Annotated in this window: 13 protein-coding genes; 6 read left to right on the top strand and 7 right to left on the bottom strand. The window is 59.7% G+C overall.

Annotated elements, in window-relative coordinates; genetic code table 11:
* Positions 1 to 69: 69 nt before the first annotated feature.
* Entirely contained in the window at positions 70 to 1,398 is a 1,329-nt protein-coding gene (locus tag AC1D1M_RS28630) for an OprD family porin (protein WP_477778293.1), read from the top strand.
* Between the two features lie 144 nt (positions 1,399 to 1,542).
* Here AC1D1M_RS28630 and AC1D1M_RS28625 read toward each other — a convergent pair whose 3' ends face one another.
* Together AC1D1M_RS28625 and AC1D1M_RS28620 are read right to left on the bottom strand one after the other, a co-directional pair.
* The gene (locus AC1D1M_RS28625) at positions 1,543 to 2,385 is read right to left on the bottom strand and encodes a mechanosensitive ion channel family protein (RefSeq protein WP_477778292.1); all 843 of its coding nucleotides are present in this window, start codon (positions 2,383 to 2,385) and stop codon (positions 1,543 to 1,545) included.
* A gap of 138 nt (positions 2,386 to 2,523) precedes the next feature.
* A complete protein-coding gene (locus AC1D1M_RS28620) occupies positions 2,524 to 3,009 on the bottom strand; it encodes a YajQ family cyclic di-GMP-binding protein (RefSeq protein ID WP_007977344.1) in 486 nt (161 codons plus the stop codon).
* Positions 3,010 to 3,144: 135 nt separating this feature from the next.
* Here AC1D1M_RS28620 and AC1D1M_RS28615 point away from each other — a divergent pair, with 135 nt between their 5' ends.
* Genes AC1D1M_RS28615 through AC1D1M_RS28605 form a run of 3 tightly spaced genes read left to right on the top strand, consistent with a single transcriptional unit; the run spans position 3,145 to position 6,728 of the window.
* Positions 3,145 to 4,062, top strand: a complete 918-nt coding sequence (locus tag AC1D1M_RS28615) for a putative 2-dehydropantoate 2-reductase (protein ID WP_477778291.1) — start codon at positions 3,145 to 3,147, stop codon at positions 4,060 to 4,062.
* A gap of 45 nt (positions 4,063 to 4,107) precedes the next feature.
* Positions 4,108 to 6,144, top strand: coding sequence for a sensor histidine kinase (locus AC1D1M_RS28610; protein WP_477778378.1), 2,037 nt, complete (start codon positions 4,108 to 4,110; stop codon positions 6,142 to 6,144).
* Positions 6,145 to 6,146: 2 nt separating this feature from the next.
* A complete protein-coding gene (locus AC1D1M_RS28605; RefSeq protein ID WP_477778290.1) occupies positions 6,147 to 6,728 on the top strand; it encodes a cob(I)yrinic acid a,c-diamide adenosyltransferase in 582 nt (193 codons plus the stop codon).
* 106 nt (positions 6,729 to 6,834) lie between these two features.
* Here the strand turns inward: AC1D1M_RS28605 and AC1D1M_RS28600 are convergent, their stop codons facing one another.
* The 4 genes from AC1D1M_RS28600 to secA all read right to left on the bottom strand — a co-directional run bounded on the left by AC1D1M_RS28600 (position 6,835) and on the right by secA (position 12,646).
* Positions 6,835 to 7,782 (bottom strand): Nudix family hydrolase, encoded by a 948-nt coding sequence (locus AC1D1M_RS28600; protein ID WP_477778289.1) that lies wholly within the window; start codon positions 7,780 to 7,782, stop codon positions 6,835 to 6,837.
* Positions 7,779 to 8,411 (bottom strand): glutathione S-transferase family protein, encoded by a 633-nt coding sequence (locus AC1D1M_RS28595; protein WP_477778288.1) that lies wholly within the window; start codon positions 8,409 to 8,411, stop codon positions 7,779 to 7,781. The genes AC1D1M_RS28600 and AC1D1M_RS28595 overlap by 4 nt, the downstream gene beginning before the upstream one ends.
* 161 nt (positions 8,412 to 8,572) lie before the next feature.
* Positions 8,573 to 9,790: a bifunctional glutamate N-acetyltransferase/amino-acid acetyltransferase ArgJ gene (argJ, locus tag AC1D1M_RS28590; RefSeq protein ID WP_477778287.1), complete on the bottom strand. Its 1,218-nt coding sequence runs from the start codon at positions 9,788 to 9,790 to the stop codon at positions 8,573 to 8,575.
* Positions 9,791 to 9,910: 120 nt separating this feature from the next.
* Positions 9,911 to 12,646: a preprotein translocase subunit SecA gene (gene secA / locus AC1D1M_RS28585; RefSeq protein WP_477778286.1), complete on the bottom strand. Its 2,736-nt coding sequence runs from the start codon at positions 12,644 to 12,646 to the stop codon at positions 9,911 to 9,913.
* Between the two features lie 307 nt (positions 12,647 to 12,953).
* On the opposite strand from secA, the gene AC1D1M_RS28580 reads away from it, so the two are divergent.
* Positions 12,954 to 13,409, top strand: a complete 456-nt coding sequence (locus AC1D1M_RS28580) for a DUF721 domain-containing protein (protein ID WP_477778285.1) — start codon at positions 12,954 to 12,956, stop codon at positions 13,407 to 13,409.
* Between the two features lie 23 nt (positions 13,410 to 13,432).
* Here the strand turns inward: AC1D1M_RS28580 and AC1D1M_RS28575 are convergent, their stop codons facing one another.
* The gene (locus tag AC1D1M_RS28575) at positions 13,433 to 14,920 is read right to left on the bottom strand and encodes a helicase HerA-like domain-containing protein (RefSeq protein WP_477778284.1); all 1,488 of its coding nucleotides are present in this window, start codon (positions 14,918 to 14,920) and stop codon (positions 13,433 to 13,435) included.
* 188 nt (positions 14,921 to 15,108) lie between these two features.
* On the opposite strand from AC1D1M_RS28575, the gene AC1D1M_RS28570 reads away from it, so the two are divergent.
* Positions 15,109 to 16,933 (top strand): methyl-accepting chemotaxis protein (locus AC1D1M_RS28570; RefSeq protein ID WP_477778283.1); only part of this gene is annotated, 1,825 nt, incomplete at its 3' end.

Genomic DNA, 16,933 nt, shown 5'->3' with positions numbered 1-16,933 from the left:
AAAGAGCCGCCCAGATAAAAAAACAGGTGGGACGGCAGTACTCTTCTAAAACCAAAGGAGCAAATCACGATGCGCGTGATGAAGTGGAGCATGATCGCACTGGCAGTTGCAGCAGCAGCCAGTACTCAGTTGGCAGTAGCCGCACCTTTCGTAAGCGACCAGGCCGAAGCCAAAGGTTTCGTTGAAGACAGCAAACTCGACCTGCTGGTTCGCAACTACTACTACAACCGTAACAAGAAAGACGGCGCAGTCGATGACAAAGACTGGACCCAGGGCATTCAGGGCATGTACAGCTCTGGCTACACCCAAGGTCTGATCGGTGTTGGCGTTGAAGCTTGGGGCCAACTGGCCATTAAGCTGGACGGTTCCRACAAATATGCAGGCTCCGGCAACATGTCCGTGGACGGTGATGGCGAAGTCAACAACAGCCAGGGCAAAGCCGGCGCTGCCGCCAAGTTCCGCATCTCCAAGACCGAGCTGAAAGTCGGCGACATGCAGCCAAGCACCTCTCCAGTGTTCGCTGTAGGCGGTTCCCGTATCCTTCACCAAACTGCCAGCGGTATCCAACTGCAGAGCAGCGAAGTTACAGACCTCGACCTCGAAGCCGGTCACTTCTACTCGGCAACCAGCCAGGACAGCAACGCCCGTGACGGCGACCTGTGGGCTACTTACGCTGGCGTGCAAGCCAACTCCATCGACTACTTCGGCGGCAAGTATGGCATTACCCCAGACCTGAGTGTTTCGCTCTACGGTGCCAAGCTCGAAGACGTCTGGAACCAGTACTACGCCAACGCGAACTACACCCTCGCACTGGGCGGTGACAACTCGATCAACTTCGACGGTAACATCTACAACACCCAGGATACCGGTAACGCTAAAGCAGGCGAAATCAGCAACACCGCCTACTCCCTGGCTGCTGCTTACTCGTTCCTGAAAGCACACACCGTGACCCTGGGCTTCCAGAAGGTCAACGGCGATACCCCGTTCGACTACATCGGTGTGGGTAAAAACAACCGCGGTGGCGACTCGATCTTCCTCGCCAACTCCATTCAGTACTCTGACTTCAATGCTCCGGGCGAGAAGTCGGTACAAGCCCGTTACGACCTGAAAATGGCCGAGTACGGCGTACCTGGCCTGAGCTTCATGGTCCGTTACGTGAATGGTTGGAACATCGACGGTACCAACACTCCAGCGAACAGCGCCTACGCCGGTCTGTACGGTGCAGACGGCAAACACCACGAAACCAACGTGGAAGCCAAGTACGTCATTCAAACCGGCCCAGCCAAAGATCTGTCGTTCCGCATCCGTCAAGCATGGCACTCTGCCAACACTGACGAAGGCGAAGGCGATATCTCTGAGTTCCGCCTGATCACCGACTACCCACTCAACATTCTGTAATCGCAGAAAGTTAGTTCGCGGTAATCAAAAAAAGGCCCATCTTCGGATGGGCCTTTTTCATTGGCGTGTCAATAGTGTGTTTAAACGATCAGTTCTATGCAGAACATGCCTGACCGAGTAGTCAGGCTTTGACCAGAAAACCAATTACTGCACAGCAGATTCCTGAACCACGCGAATAACTCGCTGTGGAAATGGAATATCGATGCCGGCTTCTCTCAGACGATCACGGGACAGTTCGTTGAACATGAACATTACGTCCCAGTAATCGGCAGTCTTTACCCAAACACGAAGCGAAAGTGTGATCGAACTGTCACCCAAGGTAGAAACAACTGCCTGTGGTGCCGGATCGGCCAATACTCGCGGGTCCTTGGCCAACTCCAGCAACACTTCTCGGGCTTTCTGCAAGTCCGCTTCGTAATCAACGCCTACATCAAACACGACTTTGCGGGTCGGCTGACGATTGGTGTTGGTGATGATGCCGTTCGACAGATTGCCGTTGGGCACGATGATGGTTTTGTTATCACCAGTACGCAGCACGGTATGGAAAATCTGGATGCTGTCGACAGTACCGGCGACACCCTGAGCCTCGATCCAGTCACCGATACGAAACGGGCGGAACAACAGAATCAGCACACCACCAGCGAAGTTCGCCAGGCTGCCCTGTAATGCCAGGCCAATGGCCAGGCCTGCGGCACCAATCGCCGCGACAAACGAAGTGGTTTCCACACCGATCATCGAGGCCACGCTGACGATCAGCAAGATCTTGAGAATGATGTTCGCCAAGCTGCTGATAAAGCCTTGCAGCGCCAGGTCGGCATTACGCAATGCAATCAGGCCGCCGAGCTTTTTCGTGACTTTGTTGATCAGCCACCAGCCGATGGCCAGGGTGATGACCGCCAACAGTACACGGCTGCCGTATTCCATGATCATCGGGATCCAGGTTTGGGATACCTTGACCAGATTGTCTACCTCAGCATTTAAGTCCATCTGCTCTCTCCTGTTTTCCGGCTATTCGGCATGCGTAAAAAAAAGCGGCAGAACGATTGGACCGCGACGGGCTCAATCGTTTCTGCCGTTGCTTGGGCCTCCGACGTCGCAAACGCCAAGAGGTTCCCGCTTTCAAGGTCAGTCGCGGAAGTTGTTGAACTGCAGCGGCATACCGAATTCCTTGGCCCGCAGCACTGCAATGGCTTCTTGCAGGTCATCACGCTTTTTGCCGGTTATGCGAACCTGCTCGCCCTGAATGGCCGCCTGGACCTTGAGCTTGGCGTCCTTGACGTGAGCGACGATTTTCTTCGCCAGTTCCTTGTCGATGCCTTCCTTGAGGACGGCTTCCTGCTTCATCAGCTTGCCCGACGCAAACGCGTCCTTGACTTCAAGGCACTGCACGTCGATTTTGCGCTTGACCAGAGCCAGCTTGAGGATCTCAATCATCGCTTCGAGCTGGAAATCCGCTTCGGCGGTCAGGTTGACGGTCAGGTCTTTTTCCTTGAACTCGAAGCTGCCTTTGCCTTTCAGGTCATAACGACGATCGAGTTCCTTGACGGCGTTCTCGACCGCGTTGGTGACTTCGTGTTTGTCCAGTTCGGATACCACGTCGAACGACGGCATGTAATCTCTCCAAATTTAAAGGCGCACTGATGGAGCACGCCTGGCTTGCGGTTAAAATCCGCGCTGATTATAACGGGTCTTTCCCATCATTCACTGTGAGCTGCCGATGCACGCCTTAAACAGAGCAAAAAGCTGATGTCTACCACCTGGCATGTTCTGGGCGCCGGCAGCCTCGGCACTTTATGGGCGACACGTCTGGCTCGGACTGGAGTGCCGGTCAGGCTGATCCTGCGGGACACCGCGCGACTGCAGGCCTATGAGGCGGCCGGTGGATTGACACTGGTGGAACACGGCGAGGCGCAACACTATGCCGTGCCCGCCGAGACAGCCGACAGCCCCCAACCGATCAACCGCCTGCTGGTGGCGTGCAAAGCCTACGATACCGAAAGTGCAGTGGCCCGACTGGCGCCACGCCTTGCCCCAGGCGCCGAACTGATCCTGCTGCAAAATGGCCTGGGCAGTCAGGACGCGGTGGCCGCACAGGTTCCTCAGGCACGCTGCATCTATGCGTCGAGCACCGAAGGCGCCTTCCGCGATGGCGATTGGCGCGTGGTGTTTGCCGGGCATGGCTTCACCTGGCTGGGGGATGCGAGCCATCCGGTCGCACCGATCTGGCTCGATGACCTGAGCGCTGCCGGCATCCCCCACGAGTGGAGCACCGAAATCCTGACCAGGCTGTGGCGCAAACTCGCCCTTAACTGTGCGATCAATCCGCTAACGGTGCTGCACGATTGCCGCAACGGCGGTTTGCAGCAACATCAATGTGAGGTCGCCACCCTGTGCGGTGAACTGGTAGAGTTGCTCGAGCGTTGTGGTCAGCCGGCAGCAGCCGAAAACCTGCAGCAGGAAGTCGAACGGGTGATTCATGCCACCGCAGCCAACTACTCCTCAATGCATCAGGACGTCACGAGCCAGCGTCGCACGGAAATCAGCTACCTGCTCGGTTATGCCTGCAAAGTGGCTGGGCGCCATCAACTGAACCTGCCTCACCTCAATCAACTTGAGGCAAGGTTGATCGCTCGCCTGCAAAGCCTTGGATTGCCCAGCGACTGAGCAGCGGCTACGCTGGCCACTTGTTCCTTGTCTGCGATGAATCCGATGCCATTGCGCCAGCGCCTTGAAAACCTGCCCGTCGGCCAGAAACTGCTGGCTGCCCTGCTGGTACTGATGGTCACCGTCCTGCTGGTTGCCAACCTGACCTTTATCAGCGCCGCCTACTACATCTCCCAGGAAAGCATGGCGCCTCAGGCCCTGCAGACCATCGGCCGACTGGTATCCAACCCGAACCTGGCCTCCGAAGCCCTGGCGTCACCGCAAAGCGCCGAGCGCCTGCTGAATGAACTCAACAGCTATTCGCCGTTGCGCGCGGCGGCCCTGTATGACGCAAAGGGTGAGCGATTGGCGCAATTGCAGCGTGGCGACAACCTGGAGCTGCCGAAGCGTTTCCGGCATATCGAAGACTGGCAGGCTACCGAGTTTCGTACCAACCAAGTCATCCCCCTGCCCCGCACCGGTGCGGCACCAGGGCACCTGCTGCTGGTGGCCACGAGCGAACTGCCAGTGGCGTTCTACACCGGGACCCTGACGGCCAGCCTGGGGATTCTGATCTTCAGCGTACTGCTGTGGCTGATCATTGCCCGCCAGATCAAGCGCCTGATTACCCGGCCGATCCACCAACTCGAAGAGTTGTCCCGGCAGGTAACCCGTGAAGAAAACTACGCACTGCGTGCTTCGCGTGGCAACCACGATGAAATCGGCAGCCTCGCCGAGGCGTTCAACACCATGCTCTCGCGGATCGAGGCCCGGGAACAGCAACTCAAGCGGGCCCGGGACGACTCCCAGGCAGCCTACGACCAAGCCCAGGGTCTGGCGGAAGAAACCCGGCATACCAACCGCAAACTGGAGCTCGAAGTCCAGGTGCGCAGCAAGATCGAAAAAAAGCTCACCGGTTTCCAGAACTACCTCAACAGCATCATCGACTCCATGCCATCGGCGCTGATCGCCCTCGACGAACAGCTCTACGTGACGCAATGGAACCAGGAGGCCAGCGCCCTGTCCGGCACGCGCCTCGATGAAGCCCTGAACCAGCCCATCTTCCTCGCCTTCGAACCGCTCAAGCCGTTTTTGCCGCAACTCAAGCAAACGGTCGAGCAGCATACAGTGGCCAAAATCGAACGTGTCACCTGGCTCAAGGACGACGAGCCCCGCCACTACGCCCTGACTTTCTATCCGTTAATGGGCGGCGCCGGGCGTGGTGTGGTGATCCGGATCGACGACATCACCCAGCGCCTGTCCCTGGAAGAGATGATGGTGCAGTCGGAGAAAATGCTCTCGGTCGGCGGTCTTGCCGCCGGTATGGCCCACGAGATCAACAACCCGCTGGGTGCGATCCTGCACAACGTGCAAAACATTCGCCGACGCCTGTCGCCCGATTTGCCGAAGAACCTCGAAGTGGCCGAACAGGCCGGCATCGAACTGGCGACGGTCAACCAGTACCTGCAAGTCCGCGAAGTGCCGCAGTTGCTCGACGGCATCCAGCAGGCCGGCGCCCGGGCGGCGAAAATCGTCACCCACATGCTCAGTTTCAGCCGTCGCAGTACCCGCCAAATGGCCCCGTGCGATCTGCCCGCCCTGATCGATCAGGCGGTGGAAATCGCCGGCAACGATTTCGACCTGGCGATCGGTTTCGACTTCAAAGGCCAGGCCATCATTCGTCAGTTCGATCCGGCACTGGGACCGGTCCCCGGCACCGCCAACGAACTGGAGCAAGTGCTGCTCAACCTGTTGAAAAACGCCGCACAAGCCATTCACCAGCGCGAGGACGACAGTGAGCCGGGGCGAATCATTCTGCGCACCAGGCTGAATCCGCCATGGGCGGAAATTCAGGTCGAGGACAACGGCATCGGCATGAGCGAAAGCGTGCGCAAACGGACCTTCGAGCCGTTTTTCACGACCAAGGAGATCGGCCAGGGCACCGGGCTTGGGCTGTCGGTCTCGTACTTCATCATCACCAATAATCATAAGGGGCAGATGGAAGTGCAATCGACCCTGGGCCAAGGCACTTGCTTCACCTTGCGCCTGCCCCTGGCGAGCACGTCGCCTGTCCCGCAAGAACTCAATCTGCTATCGAGGTAACCATGGGCTTTCGTTTGTCGAAGATTTACACCCGCACTGGCGACAAAGGCGAGACCGGGCTGGGCGATGGACGTCGCGTACCCAAGGATCACCCGCGGATCGAGGCCATTGGCGAAGTCGATACGCTGAACAGTCAGGTGGGCGTGTTGCTGGCCGGGCTGGCGGCAGAAACTGGTCAGTTTCCAGGCTTGAACGAAGTGATCGAGGTATTGGCTCCCTGCCAGCATCGGTTATTTGATCTGGGTGGCGAACTGGCGATGCCGGTGTATCAGGCGCTGAATGCAGCGGAAATCGAACGCCTGGAAGCGGCGATCGATGTGTGGAATGAAGAGTTGGGGCCGCTGGAAAACTTCATCTTGCCCGGCGGCTCGACGCTGATTGCCCAGGCCCATGTCTGCCGCAGCCTGGCGCGCAGCGCAGAGCGGCGGTGTCAGCAGCTCAATACGATTGAGCCGTTGGCCGGGGTTGGCCTGGCGTACATCAATCGGTTGTCGGATTTGTTGTTTGTGATGGCGCGGCTGATTGCCAAGCGTCAGGGAGTGGCGGAGATTCTTTGGCGGCCTGCGGCGAAACCTGAGGTTTAGCCGGCGCCTGCCAAGCCCTCATCGCGAGCAAGCTCGCTCCCACAGGTTTTGTGATCGCCGCAAATCCACTGTGGGAGCGAGCTTGCTCGCGATGAGGCCATTTGCATCACTGGGAATCAGGCCAAAACGCCCGAATCCCCGCCACACCCTGTGCACCCGCCGCCCAGGCTTTCTCGACCTCAGCCGGGCCAACCCCACCGAGCAGGAACACCGGCTTGCTGAAGCCCTCGATCAAGCTCGACGCCTGCTCCCAACCCAACGGCTCGGCACCAGGGTGAGTCAGGGTCGGCTGCACCGGCGACAGGGTCACGAAATCCACCCCCATTTGTTCGGCCAGCAACAGCTCTTCAGCGTTATGGCACGACGCCGCCAGCCAGCGCGACGCCGGTAGCGGTCGGCCAGCCGCTGCGTATTTGCGCAGCTGCGCCGAGGTAATGTGCCAGCCCGCGGACGGGAAGTCTCCCAGCCATTCGAACGGCCCCTTGATCATCAATTGCGCCTTACCGGCACACAGGCCCACCGCATCTACCGCCAGGTCGCGATACTTCGGATCGTAACCGTTCGGTGCGCGCAACTGGACCAGCTTGATGCCGCCGGCAATGGCCTTCTGAATACCACGCAGCAACGCCGGTGTTTCCAGATCTTCCGGCGTGATCAGGTACTGAGCGGGTAACTTCGCGGCCGCGACGATCGGCTGATTGGCCGCCGGGAACTCGTAATTCGACAAATCACGAGGTGCAACCCAAGCCAGCGGTTGTCCCTCGGCACCGTGAGGCTCGCCGGTAAATGCCGAGACTTCCCAGACATCCAGCAACACCTGTTTGTCCGGGTAATCGTGCCGAATCTTTATCAGCGGGCGCGCCGCGCCGACCACGATGCCCAGCTCTTCATGGAGTTCGCGGGCCAGTGCGGTTTCAACCGACTCGTCGGCCTCGACCTTGCCGCCTGGAAACTCCCACAGGCCGCCCTGATGCTGGGAGTCGGCACGACGGGCGATGAGGATATGGCCACTGCCATCGCGGATGACAGCGGCGGCGACATGAACTCGTTTCACCTTTGCAGCTCCTCCAGTCCGGCCTTCTGCCAGGCCTTGAACGCCGGCCACTGGTAGAGGGTTTCGACATAGGCTTCGTCAGCCGCGGACAGTTTCACCCGATAGGTGCGCAGGCGCACGGCGATGGGTGCAAAGAACGCGTCGGCCAACGTGATGCGGCCAAACAGGTACGGACCGCTCTCGGTCGCAGCAGCACGACATTCGGCCCACAACGCCGACATGCGCTCGATGTCCGCCTGGACATCGGCCGGGACCGGCGACAGTGCTGCGTCATGGCTCAGATCGAACGGCATGTTGCCGCGCATGGCGAAAAAGCCACTGTGCATCTGCGCGCACGCCGAACGCGCCTGGGCACGGGCGGCGGTGTCTTTGGGCCACAGGTTCGCGTCGGGAAACTGTTCTGCCAGGTACTCGGCAATCGCCAGGGAGTCGGCGATGGTGCCGTGTTCGGCTTTCAGCAGCGGGACCTTGCCGGTCGGCGAATGCTTGAGCAGACGCTCACGGGTGTCCGGCTGGTTCAGCTTGATCAGTTCTTCGGTGTAGGAGGCGCCAGCCAGATCGAGGGCCAGGGCCCCGCGCAAGGACCAGGAGGAATGCAGTTTGTCGCCGATGATCAGGTGCAGGCTCATGTTCGGGACCTTTAGATTTAGGGACAAGCCAGTCTAGTGGCTGACCGGCAAACCGCCATCGCGAGCAAGCTCGCTCCCACAGTGACCGCGTTGGACACAACATTCGTGTACGCCACTGAACCTGTGGGAGCGAGCCTGCTCGCGATGGGATCGACTCGATCTTACGTACGGTACTCGGCGTTAATCTTCACGTATTCGTGGGACAGGTCGGTAGTCCAGATGGTTTCGCTGCAATCGCCACGACCCAGCTCGATACGGATGGTGATTTCTTCCTGCTGCATCACCGCCGCGCCCTGGGCTTCGGTGTAGGTTGCCGCGCGCGCGCCACGGCTGGCAATGCACACTTCACCGAGGAATACGTCGATCTTGCTCACGTCCAGGTTCGGCACACCGGCACGGCCTACGGCCGCCAGGATGCGCCCCCAGTTCGGGTCGGAAGCGAACAACGCGGTCTTGATCAGTGGCGAGTGGGCCACGGTGTAACCGACGTCCAGGCATTCCTTGTGATTGCCGCCGCCGTTGACTTCAACAGTGACGAACTTGGTTGCGCCTTCACCGTCGCGAACGATGGCCTGGGCCACGTCCATGCACACTTCGAACACCGCCTGTTTCAACTTGGCGAACAACTCGCCTTCGGCGCGGGTGATTTCCGGCAGCGCGGCCTGCCCCGTGGCGATCAGCATGCAGCAGTCGTTGGTCGACGTATCACCATCGATGGTGATGCGGTTGAACGACTTGTTGGCGCCGTCCAGCATCAGGTTTTGCAGCACGTCGCGGGAGACTTTGGCGTCGGTGGCGATGTAGCCGAGCATGGTCGCCATGTTCGGGCGAATCATGCCGGCGCCTTTGCTGATGCCGGTAACGGTGATGGTCACACCATCGTGCTGGAACTGACGGCTGGCACCTTTTGGCAGGGTGTCGGTGGTCATGATGCCGGTGGCGGCAGCTTCCCAGTTGTGGATCGACAGGTCGTCGAGGGCCGCTTGCAGCGCGCCTTCGATTTTCTCGACCGGCAGCGGCTCGCCGATCACGCCGGTGGAGTACGGCAGCACCTGACTGGCATCGACACCGGTCAGTTCCGCCAGTTTGGCGCAAGTGCGCTCGGCGGCGATCAGGCCAGGTTCGCCCGTGCCGGCGTTGGCATTGCCGGTGTTGGTCAGCAGGTAGCGCACAGGGCCTTGTACGCGTTGCTTGGCCAGGATCACCGGTGCAGCGCAAAAGGCGTTCAACGTGAACACGCCGGCAACCGTGGAGCCTTCAACACAGCGCATGACTACAACATCCTTGCGCCCCGGGCGCTTGATGCCGGCCGAGGCGATACCGAGTTCAAAACCGGCAACCGGGTGCAACGTTGGCAAAGGACCAAGACCAACAGCCATGAATGCGCTCCTTTATAAATGATGTCAGCACCGTTTCAGCAGAACGGTGGTTCGAATGGTAAAACGCCGCGACGGCAGAAGCCGGTCGCGGCGCGGGTATTTCAGCGTTTGAAACGGGTTTTACTGAATCTGCCCGTGGCAATGCTTGAACTTCTTGCCCGAACCGCAGTAGCACAACTCGTTGCGACCCAGCTTCTGCTCGTTGCGAACCGGCGCGGCAGCAAGGGCAACATCGACCTCTTCGCCCAACACTTCCGGCTGCTCAAGGCCCGGAGCCTCTTCATGCAGGAACTGCATGCGAGCGGCCAGTGCCTCGGCTTCCTGACGCAGGCGCTGCTCTTCTTCGATCGGGTCTTCGCGGCGAACCTGAACGTGGGACAGCACACGGATCGAGTCGCGCTTGATCGAATCCAGCAATTCGGAGAACAGGGTGAAGGACTCGCGCTTGTATTCCTGCTTCGGGTTCTTCTGGGCATAACCACGCAAGTGGATACCGTGGCGCAGGTGATCCATGGTCGACAGGTGGTCTTTCCACAGGTCGTCCAGTACGCGCAAAACGATTTGCTTCTCGAAGGTGCGCAGCGCTTCGGCGCCCGCCTGGTCTTCTTTCTCGTTGTACGCCGCGATCAGTTCCTGCATCAATTTCTCGCGCAGGGTTTCTTCGTACAGGTGATCGTCTTCGTCGAGCCACTGCTGGATTGGCAGCGCCACACCGAAATCGCTCTGCAACGCGGCTTCCAGACCCGCGACGTCCCACTGCTCAGGCAGCGATTGCGGAGGAATGTGCGCGCTGACGGTGGCGTCGAGCACATCCTGACGGAAGTCAGCGATGGTCTCACCGATGTTATCGGCGGCCAGCAACGTGTTACGCATGTGATAGATCACTTTACGCTGTTCGTTGTTGACGTCGTCGAACTCGAGCAGTTGCTTGCGAATGTCGAAGTTGCGGCCTTCAACCTTGCGCTGGGCCTTTTCGATGGCGTTGGTCACCATGCGGTGCTCGATCGCTTCGCCAGGCTGCATGCCCAGGGCCTTCATGAAGTTCTTCACCCGGTCAGAGGCGAAGATGCGCATCAGGCTGTCTTCCAGCGACAGGTAGAAACGGCTGGAACCGGCATCGCCCTGACGACCGGCACGACCACGCAGCTGGTTGTCGATACGACGCGATTCATGACGCTCGGAGGCAATCACCTGCAAGCCGCCCGATTCGAGCACTTGCTGGTGACGCTTCTGCCAGTCGGCCTTGATCTGGGCAATCTGCTCAGGGGTCGGGTCTTCCAGCGAAGCCACTTCCACTTCCCAGTTACCGCCCAACAGGATGTCGGTACCACGACCGGCCATGTTGGTGGCGATGGTCAGCGCGCCCGGGCGACCGGCCTGGGCAATGATCTCGGCTTCCTTTTCGTGGAACTTGGCGTTCAGGACCTTGTGTTCGATGCCTTCCTTCACGAGCAGGCTGGACATGTGCTCGGAGGTTTCGATGGTGGCGGTACCGACCAGAACCGGACGGCCCGCGGCCATGCTTTCCTTGATGTCGGCCACGATTGCCGCGTATTTCTCGTCGGCGGTCAGGAACACCAGATCGTTGTAGTCCTTACGGGCCAGCGGCTTGTTCGGCGGAATCACCATGACCTGCAGGCCATAGATCTGGTGGAACTCGAACGCTTCGGTGTCGGCCGTACCGGTCATGCCGGACAGCTTGTTGTACAGACGGAAGTAGTTCTGGAAGGTGGTCGATGCCAGCGTCTGGCTTTCGGCCTGGATGTTCAGGTTTTCCTTGGCTTCAATGGCCTGGTGCAGGCCTTCGGACAAGCGGCGGCCCGGCATGGTACGGCCGGTGTGCTCGTCGACCAGTACGACCTGACCGTCCTGCACGATGTATTCGACGTTGCGATGGAACAGCTTGTGCGCGCGCAGGCCGGCGTAAACGTGAGTCAGCAGGCTCAGGTTATGCGCCGAGTACAGGCTCTCGCCTTCAGCCAGCAGGCCGATGCGGGTCAGCGTTTCTTCGACGAACTGGTGACCGGCTTCGTTGAGTTCGACCTGACGGGTCTTCTCGTCAACGGTGTAGTGGCCGGCCTTGGTGACTTCGCCTTCCACTTCTTCGATGTGCAACTCAAGCGTCGGGATCAGCTTGTTGACCTCGATGTACAGCTTGGAGCTGTCCTCGGCCTGACCGGAGATGATCAGCGGCGTACGGGCTTCGTCGATGAGGATGGAGTCGACTTCGTCGATCACGGCAAAATTGAGTTCGCGCTGGAATTTTTCTTCCATGCTGAACGCCATGTTGTCGCGCAGGTAATCGAAACCGAATTCGTTGTTGGTGCCGTAGGTGATGTCGGCGGCGTAGGCAGCGCGCTTCTCTTCCGGCGGCTGGAACGGCGTGACAACGCCGACCGTCATGCCGAGGAATTCATACAGCGGGCGCATCCAGTTGGCGTCACGGCGGGCCAGGTAGTCGTTCACCGTCACAACGTGCACACCGTTGCCGGACAGCGCGTTGAGGTAAACGCCCAGTGTTGCCACCAGGGTCTTGCCTTCACCGGTACGCATTTCCGCGATCATGCCTTCATGCAAGGTCATGCCGCCGATCAGCTGGACATCGAAGTGGCGCATGCCCATGACACGCTTGCCGGCTTCGCGGGCGACCGCGAAGGCTTCTGGCAGCAGTTTGTCGAGGGATTCCCCTTTGGCGATGCGGGCCTTGAACTCGCTGGTCTTGGCACGCAATTGATCGTCCGAAAGGGCCACCATTTGCTCTTCGAAGGCATTGACGAGTTGCACCGTCTTGAGCATGCGTTTGACTTCACGCTCGTTCTTGCTTCCAAAAAGTTTCTTTAACAAAGGCGCAAACATATCGGCAGGATCTTCCACACTAAAGGGATGGAGGGCGGCCCCGTGAGTCGCCCGTGCAGCCCTCATGGCCGCATGCGAACGAGCATTCTACCCGGAAACGATGGAGAGGAAAGTGGCGATATTCCACGATGCTGGCACAGCGCTTTGACGGGGCTCACTTAAAATAAGGGCGTTTTGCTCAACTTCAAGCCGTTCAAGGCAGAAGTTAGTTGTTGATTTAATGGGCAAAGCACCCACAAAAGCAATGGGCGGGTGCATCCGGCGCTTTCTGCTACCATGGCGCCTCTGTTACTTCAGGTGTCTGATCATGGCATTTCGCCCACTTACGGCCAAAGTACCTGCCGTTCTATTACGCGAAGCCAAGCCGCTGAAAGCCATTCTTGGCCACGCTCAACGCCTGGGTCATCTGCAACGTTTGCTCGAGAGCCAATTACAACCCGCCGCTCGCGAGCATTGCCACGTGGCTTCCTGGCGTGAAGGCAGTTTGTTGCTGATTGTCACCGACGGTCATTGGGCAACCCGCCTGCGCTACCAGCAGAAGCGCCTGCAACGGCAACTGCAACTGTTCGACGAGTTTGCCAACCTGACGCGAATCCTGTTCAAGGTGCAGCCGCCTACCGTCCAGCGGGGCGCAGCCGGGCACACCATGGACCTGTCGGACGATGCGGCCGCGACCATTCAGGCCACGGCCGACGGGATCAGCGACCCGAATCTGCGGGCAGCGCTGGAGCGACTGGCGGCGCACGCCAAAAACAAAACCTGACACAGGCCTAATGTGCCCGCGCGCTAGCGGCGCTTGCTGCCGCCCAGTAATGACCCCATCAACCCGCGCACCAGCTGTCGCCCAAGCTGATTGGCCGCCTGGCGCATCGCCGATTTCAATGCCTGGCCAGCCGCCGTACCGAGGAACTCCCCGGCCTGCTCGGTAAAGCTTGGCTCCTCGGGTGCCGGTTTACCCGGAACCGCTTCGGCTTCGGGCGCCAGGCCTTTGCGTCCCATCAGCACCTCATAGGCCGACTCACGGTCAATCGGCTTGTCATAACGCCCCTGCAACGGCGAACCGGCAATCAGCGCCGTGCGCTCGGCGTCGGTCAACGGCCCGATCCGCGATTGCGGCGGCGCTACCAGCACCCGCCGGACCATTTCCGGCGTGCCCTTTTCCTGCAAGGTGCCGACCAGCGCCTCGCCGATCCCGAGCTCGGTCAACACCGACAACGTATCGAGCGCCGGATTCGGCCGGAAACCTTCGGCCACTGCGCGCAGGGACTTCTGCTCCTTGGCGGTGAACGCACGCAAGCCGTGCTGGATACGCAAGCCCAGCTGCGCCAACACATCATCCGGCAGGTCACCCGGCGACTGGGTGACGAAATACACGCCCACGCCTTTCGAACGAATCAGCCTCACGACCTGTTCCAGACGGTCACGCAATGCCTGCGGCGTGCCGTTGAACAACAAGTGGGCCTCGTCGAAGAACAGCGCCAGCAACGGTTTATCGGCATCGCCACGTTCCGGCAACTGCTCGAATAGCTCGGCCAGCAGCCACAGCAGGAACGTCGCGTAGACTTTCGGCGCTTCATGCACCAGGCGGCTGGCATCCAGCAAATGAATGCGCCCGCGACCGTCCGCCGTGGGTTGGAGAATGTCTTCGAGTTGCAGCGCCGGCTCACCGAACAAGGCTTCGGCGCCCTGTTGCTCCAGGGTCGCCAGACGTCGCAGCAGTGCCTGGCTGGAACCGGTGGTCATCAATGCCGCATCGTCGCCCAGCAATTCGGGGTTGTCCCGCAGATGATTGAGCAGCGCCTTCAGGTCCTTGAGATCGAGCAGCAACAGGCCTTCGCGGTCCGCCACCTTGAACGCGGCGTACAGCGCCGACTGCTGACTGTCGGTCAGTTCCAGCAGGCTGCCCAGCAGCAGCGGCCCCATTTCACTCAAGGTCGTGCGTAAAGGATGACCGGACTGACCGTGCACGTCCCACAACGTCACCGGATAAGCCTGAGGCTTGTGGTTGAGCCACGGCATCCCGGCAATCCGCTCGGCGATCTTGCCCTGGGGGTTGCCGGCGGCGCCAAGGCCGCACAGGTCACCCTTGATGTCGGCGGCGAACACCGCCACGCCCGCATCGCTGAAGGCTTCGGCCATTCGTTGCAAAGTGACGGTCTTGCCGGTGCCGGTCGCGCCCGCGATCAAACCGTGGCGGTTCGCCAGGCGCATGGCCTGGGCAATCGGCTGCCCTTCGAGATCGGCGCCGATAACGAGTTGCAATGAGTCAGGCATTTGGTCACCCATGATTAATCTTTGGTCCTACACGGCCGATAGAGATAACGACAAAGCAGTCAGACACGATCTGGTCGGAAATTTCCCTAAGGAGAGTCGGAAAATTCACTTGCTTTCAACCTTGCCCGTTGTGCGCCCCTTTATAAAAGCACGCGCTGGACATTAAGACCTTAGCGGAACCCCAAGCCATGAACAAAAATCTGCGTTTCAGCCATAAAATCCTGCTTGCCGCCGCCCTCATTGTGATTGCCGCCTTCGCCTCATTCACGCTGTACAACGACTATTTGCAGCGCAACGCCATCCGCGATGACCTGAAAAATTATCTGCAGCAAATGGGCGCAGTGACCGCCAACAACATCCAGACCTGGTTGAACGGGCGCAGCCTGCTGATTGAAAACCTGTCACAAACTGTCGCGCTCAATCCCGATGCCGACAACGTTTCCAGGCTGCTTGTACAAAAAGCCGTGACCTCAACCTTTATGGGCGCCTACCTCGGCAACAAGGATGGCTCTTTCATCATTCGCCCGGACAGCAAGATGCCCGATGGCTATGACCCCCGTGCACGCCCTTGGTACAAGAGCGCGCAAAGCAGCAGCGGTTCGGCATTAACCGAGCCTTATATCGATCTGGCCTCCGGCCAACTGGTGATTTCCATTGTCGACAGCGTTATCAAGGACGGCCAGAACATCGGCGTGGTCGGTGGCGACCTGAGTTTGCAAGTGATCGCCGACAGCCTTGGCACGCTGGATTTCAACGGCATCGGTTATGCCTTCCTGGTCAGTTCCGACGGCAAGATCCTGGTACATCCCGACAAAGCGCTGGCGATGAAGACACTCAAGGATGTCTACCCGCAGGACACGCCGGCCATCAGCAGCGCAATGAGCGAAATCCAGGTCAACGGCAAAACCCGCATCGTGACCTTCACCCCGATCAAAGGCTTGTCGTCGGTCAACTGGTACATCGGTCTGTCGGTCGACAAGGAAAAAGCCTTTTCGATGCTCAGCGAATTCCGTACCTCGGCAGTGGTTGCGACGATCATTGCCGTGGCGATCATCATCGCCCTGCTCGGCATGCTGATTCGCATCCTGATTCAGCCGCTGCACGTCATGACCCGTGCCATGGCCGACATCGCCGATGGCGAAGGTGACCTGACCAAACGCCTGACCATCCAGAACAATGACGAATTCGGCACCCTCGGCACCGCGTTCAACCGATTCGTCGAGCGCATTCACGGCTCGATCCGCGAAGTGTCCTCGGCCACCGGGCAAGTCAATGAAGTGGCGTTGCGCGTGGTCGCGGCTTCCAACTCGTCGATGTTCAACTCCGACCAGCAAGCCTCGCGCACCAGCAGCGTCGCGGCCGCCATCAACCAGCTCGGCGCCGCAGCCCAGGAAATTGCCCGCAACGCGGCTCAGGCGTCGAGCCAGGCCAGCGTTGCCCGCAGCCTGGCCGAAGACGGCCAGCAAGTGGTGGACCGCAGTATCGTGGCGATGAATCAACTGTCGAGCATGCTCAGCGCATCGAGCTCCAACATCGAATCGCTGAACAGCAAAACGGTGAACATCGGGCAGATTCTCGAAGTGATCACCAGCATTTCCCAACAAACCAACTTACTGGCGCTCAACGCCGCCATTGAAGCCGCCCGCGCCGGTGAAGCCGGTCGCGGTTTTGCCGTGGTGGCGGACGAGGTGCGCAACCTGGCACACCGCACCCAGGAATCGGCGCAACAGGTGCAAACCATGATCGAGGAGCTGCAGGTCGGCGCCCGGGAATCGGTCAGCACCATGAGCGACAGTCAGCGCCACAGCCAGGACAGCGTGGAAATCGCCAACCTCGCGGGCGAACGCCTGAACAGCGTGACGCTGCGTATCGGTGAAATCGACGGCATGAACCAGTCGGTAGCCACCGCGACCGAAGAACAGACCGCCGTGGTGGAGTCGATCAACGTCGACATCACCGAGATCAACACGCTGAACCAGGAAGGTGTGGAAAACCTGCAATCGACGTTGCGCG

This window comes from Pseudomonas sp. P1_F7 (assembly GCF_056405655.1).
The sequence above is the reverse complement of the archived record's forward strand: the minus strand, read 5'-3'. Positions and strand labels throughout refer to the sequence as shown.

Bases quoted from the DNA above. Each gene is read 5' to 3' on its own strand.
- AC1D1M_RS28625 (WP_477778292.1), bottom strand. From the start codon at position 2,385: ATGGACTTAAATGCTGAGGTAGACAATCTGGTCAAGGTATCCCAAACC.
- AC1D1M_RS28620 (WP_007977344.1), bottom strand. From the start codon at position 3,009: ATGCCGTCGTTCGACGTGGTATCCGAACTGGACAAACACGAAGTCACC.
- AC1D1M_RS28615 (WP_477778291.1), top strand. From the start codon at position 3,145: ATGTCTACCACCTGGCATGTTCTGGGCGCCGGCAGCCTCGGCACTTTA.
- AC1D1M_RS28610 (WP_477778378.1), top strand. From the start codon at position 4,108: ATGCCATTGCGCCAGCGCCTTGAAAACCTGCCCGTCGGCCAGAAACTG.
- AC1D1M_RS28605 (WP_477778290.1), top strand. From the start codon at position 6,147: ATGGGCTTTCGTTTGTCGAAGATTTACACCCGCACTGGCGACAAAGGC.
- AC1D1M_RS28595 (WP_477778288.1), bottom strand. From the start codon at position 8,411: ATGAGCCTGCACCTGATCATCGGCGACAAACTGCATTCCTCCTGGTCC.
- argJ (WP_477778287.1), bottom strand. From the start codon at position 9,790: ATGGCTGTTGGTCTTGGTCCTTTGCCAACGTTGCACCCGGTTGCCGGT.
- secA (WP_477778286.1), bottom strand. From the start codon at position 12,646: ATGTTTGCGCCTTTGTTAAAGAAACTTTTTGGAAGCAAGAACGAGCGT.
- AC1D1M_RS28580 (WP_477778285.1), top strand. From the start codon at position 12,954: ATGGCATTTCGCCCACTTACGGCCAAAGTACCTGCCGTTCTATTACGC.
- AC1D1M_RS28575 (WP_477778284.1), bottom strand. From the start codon at position 14,920: ATGCCTGACTCATTGCAACTCGTTATCGGCGCCGATCTCGAAGGGCAG.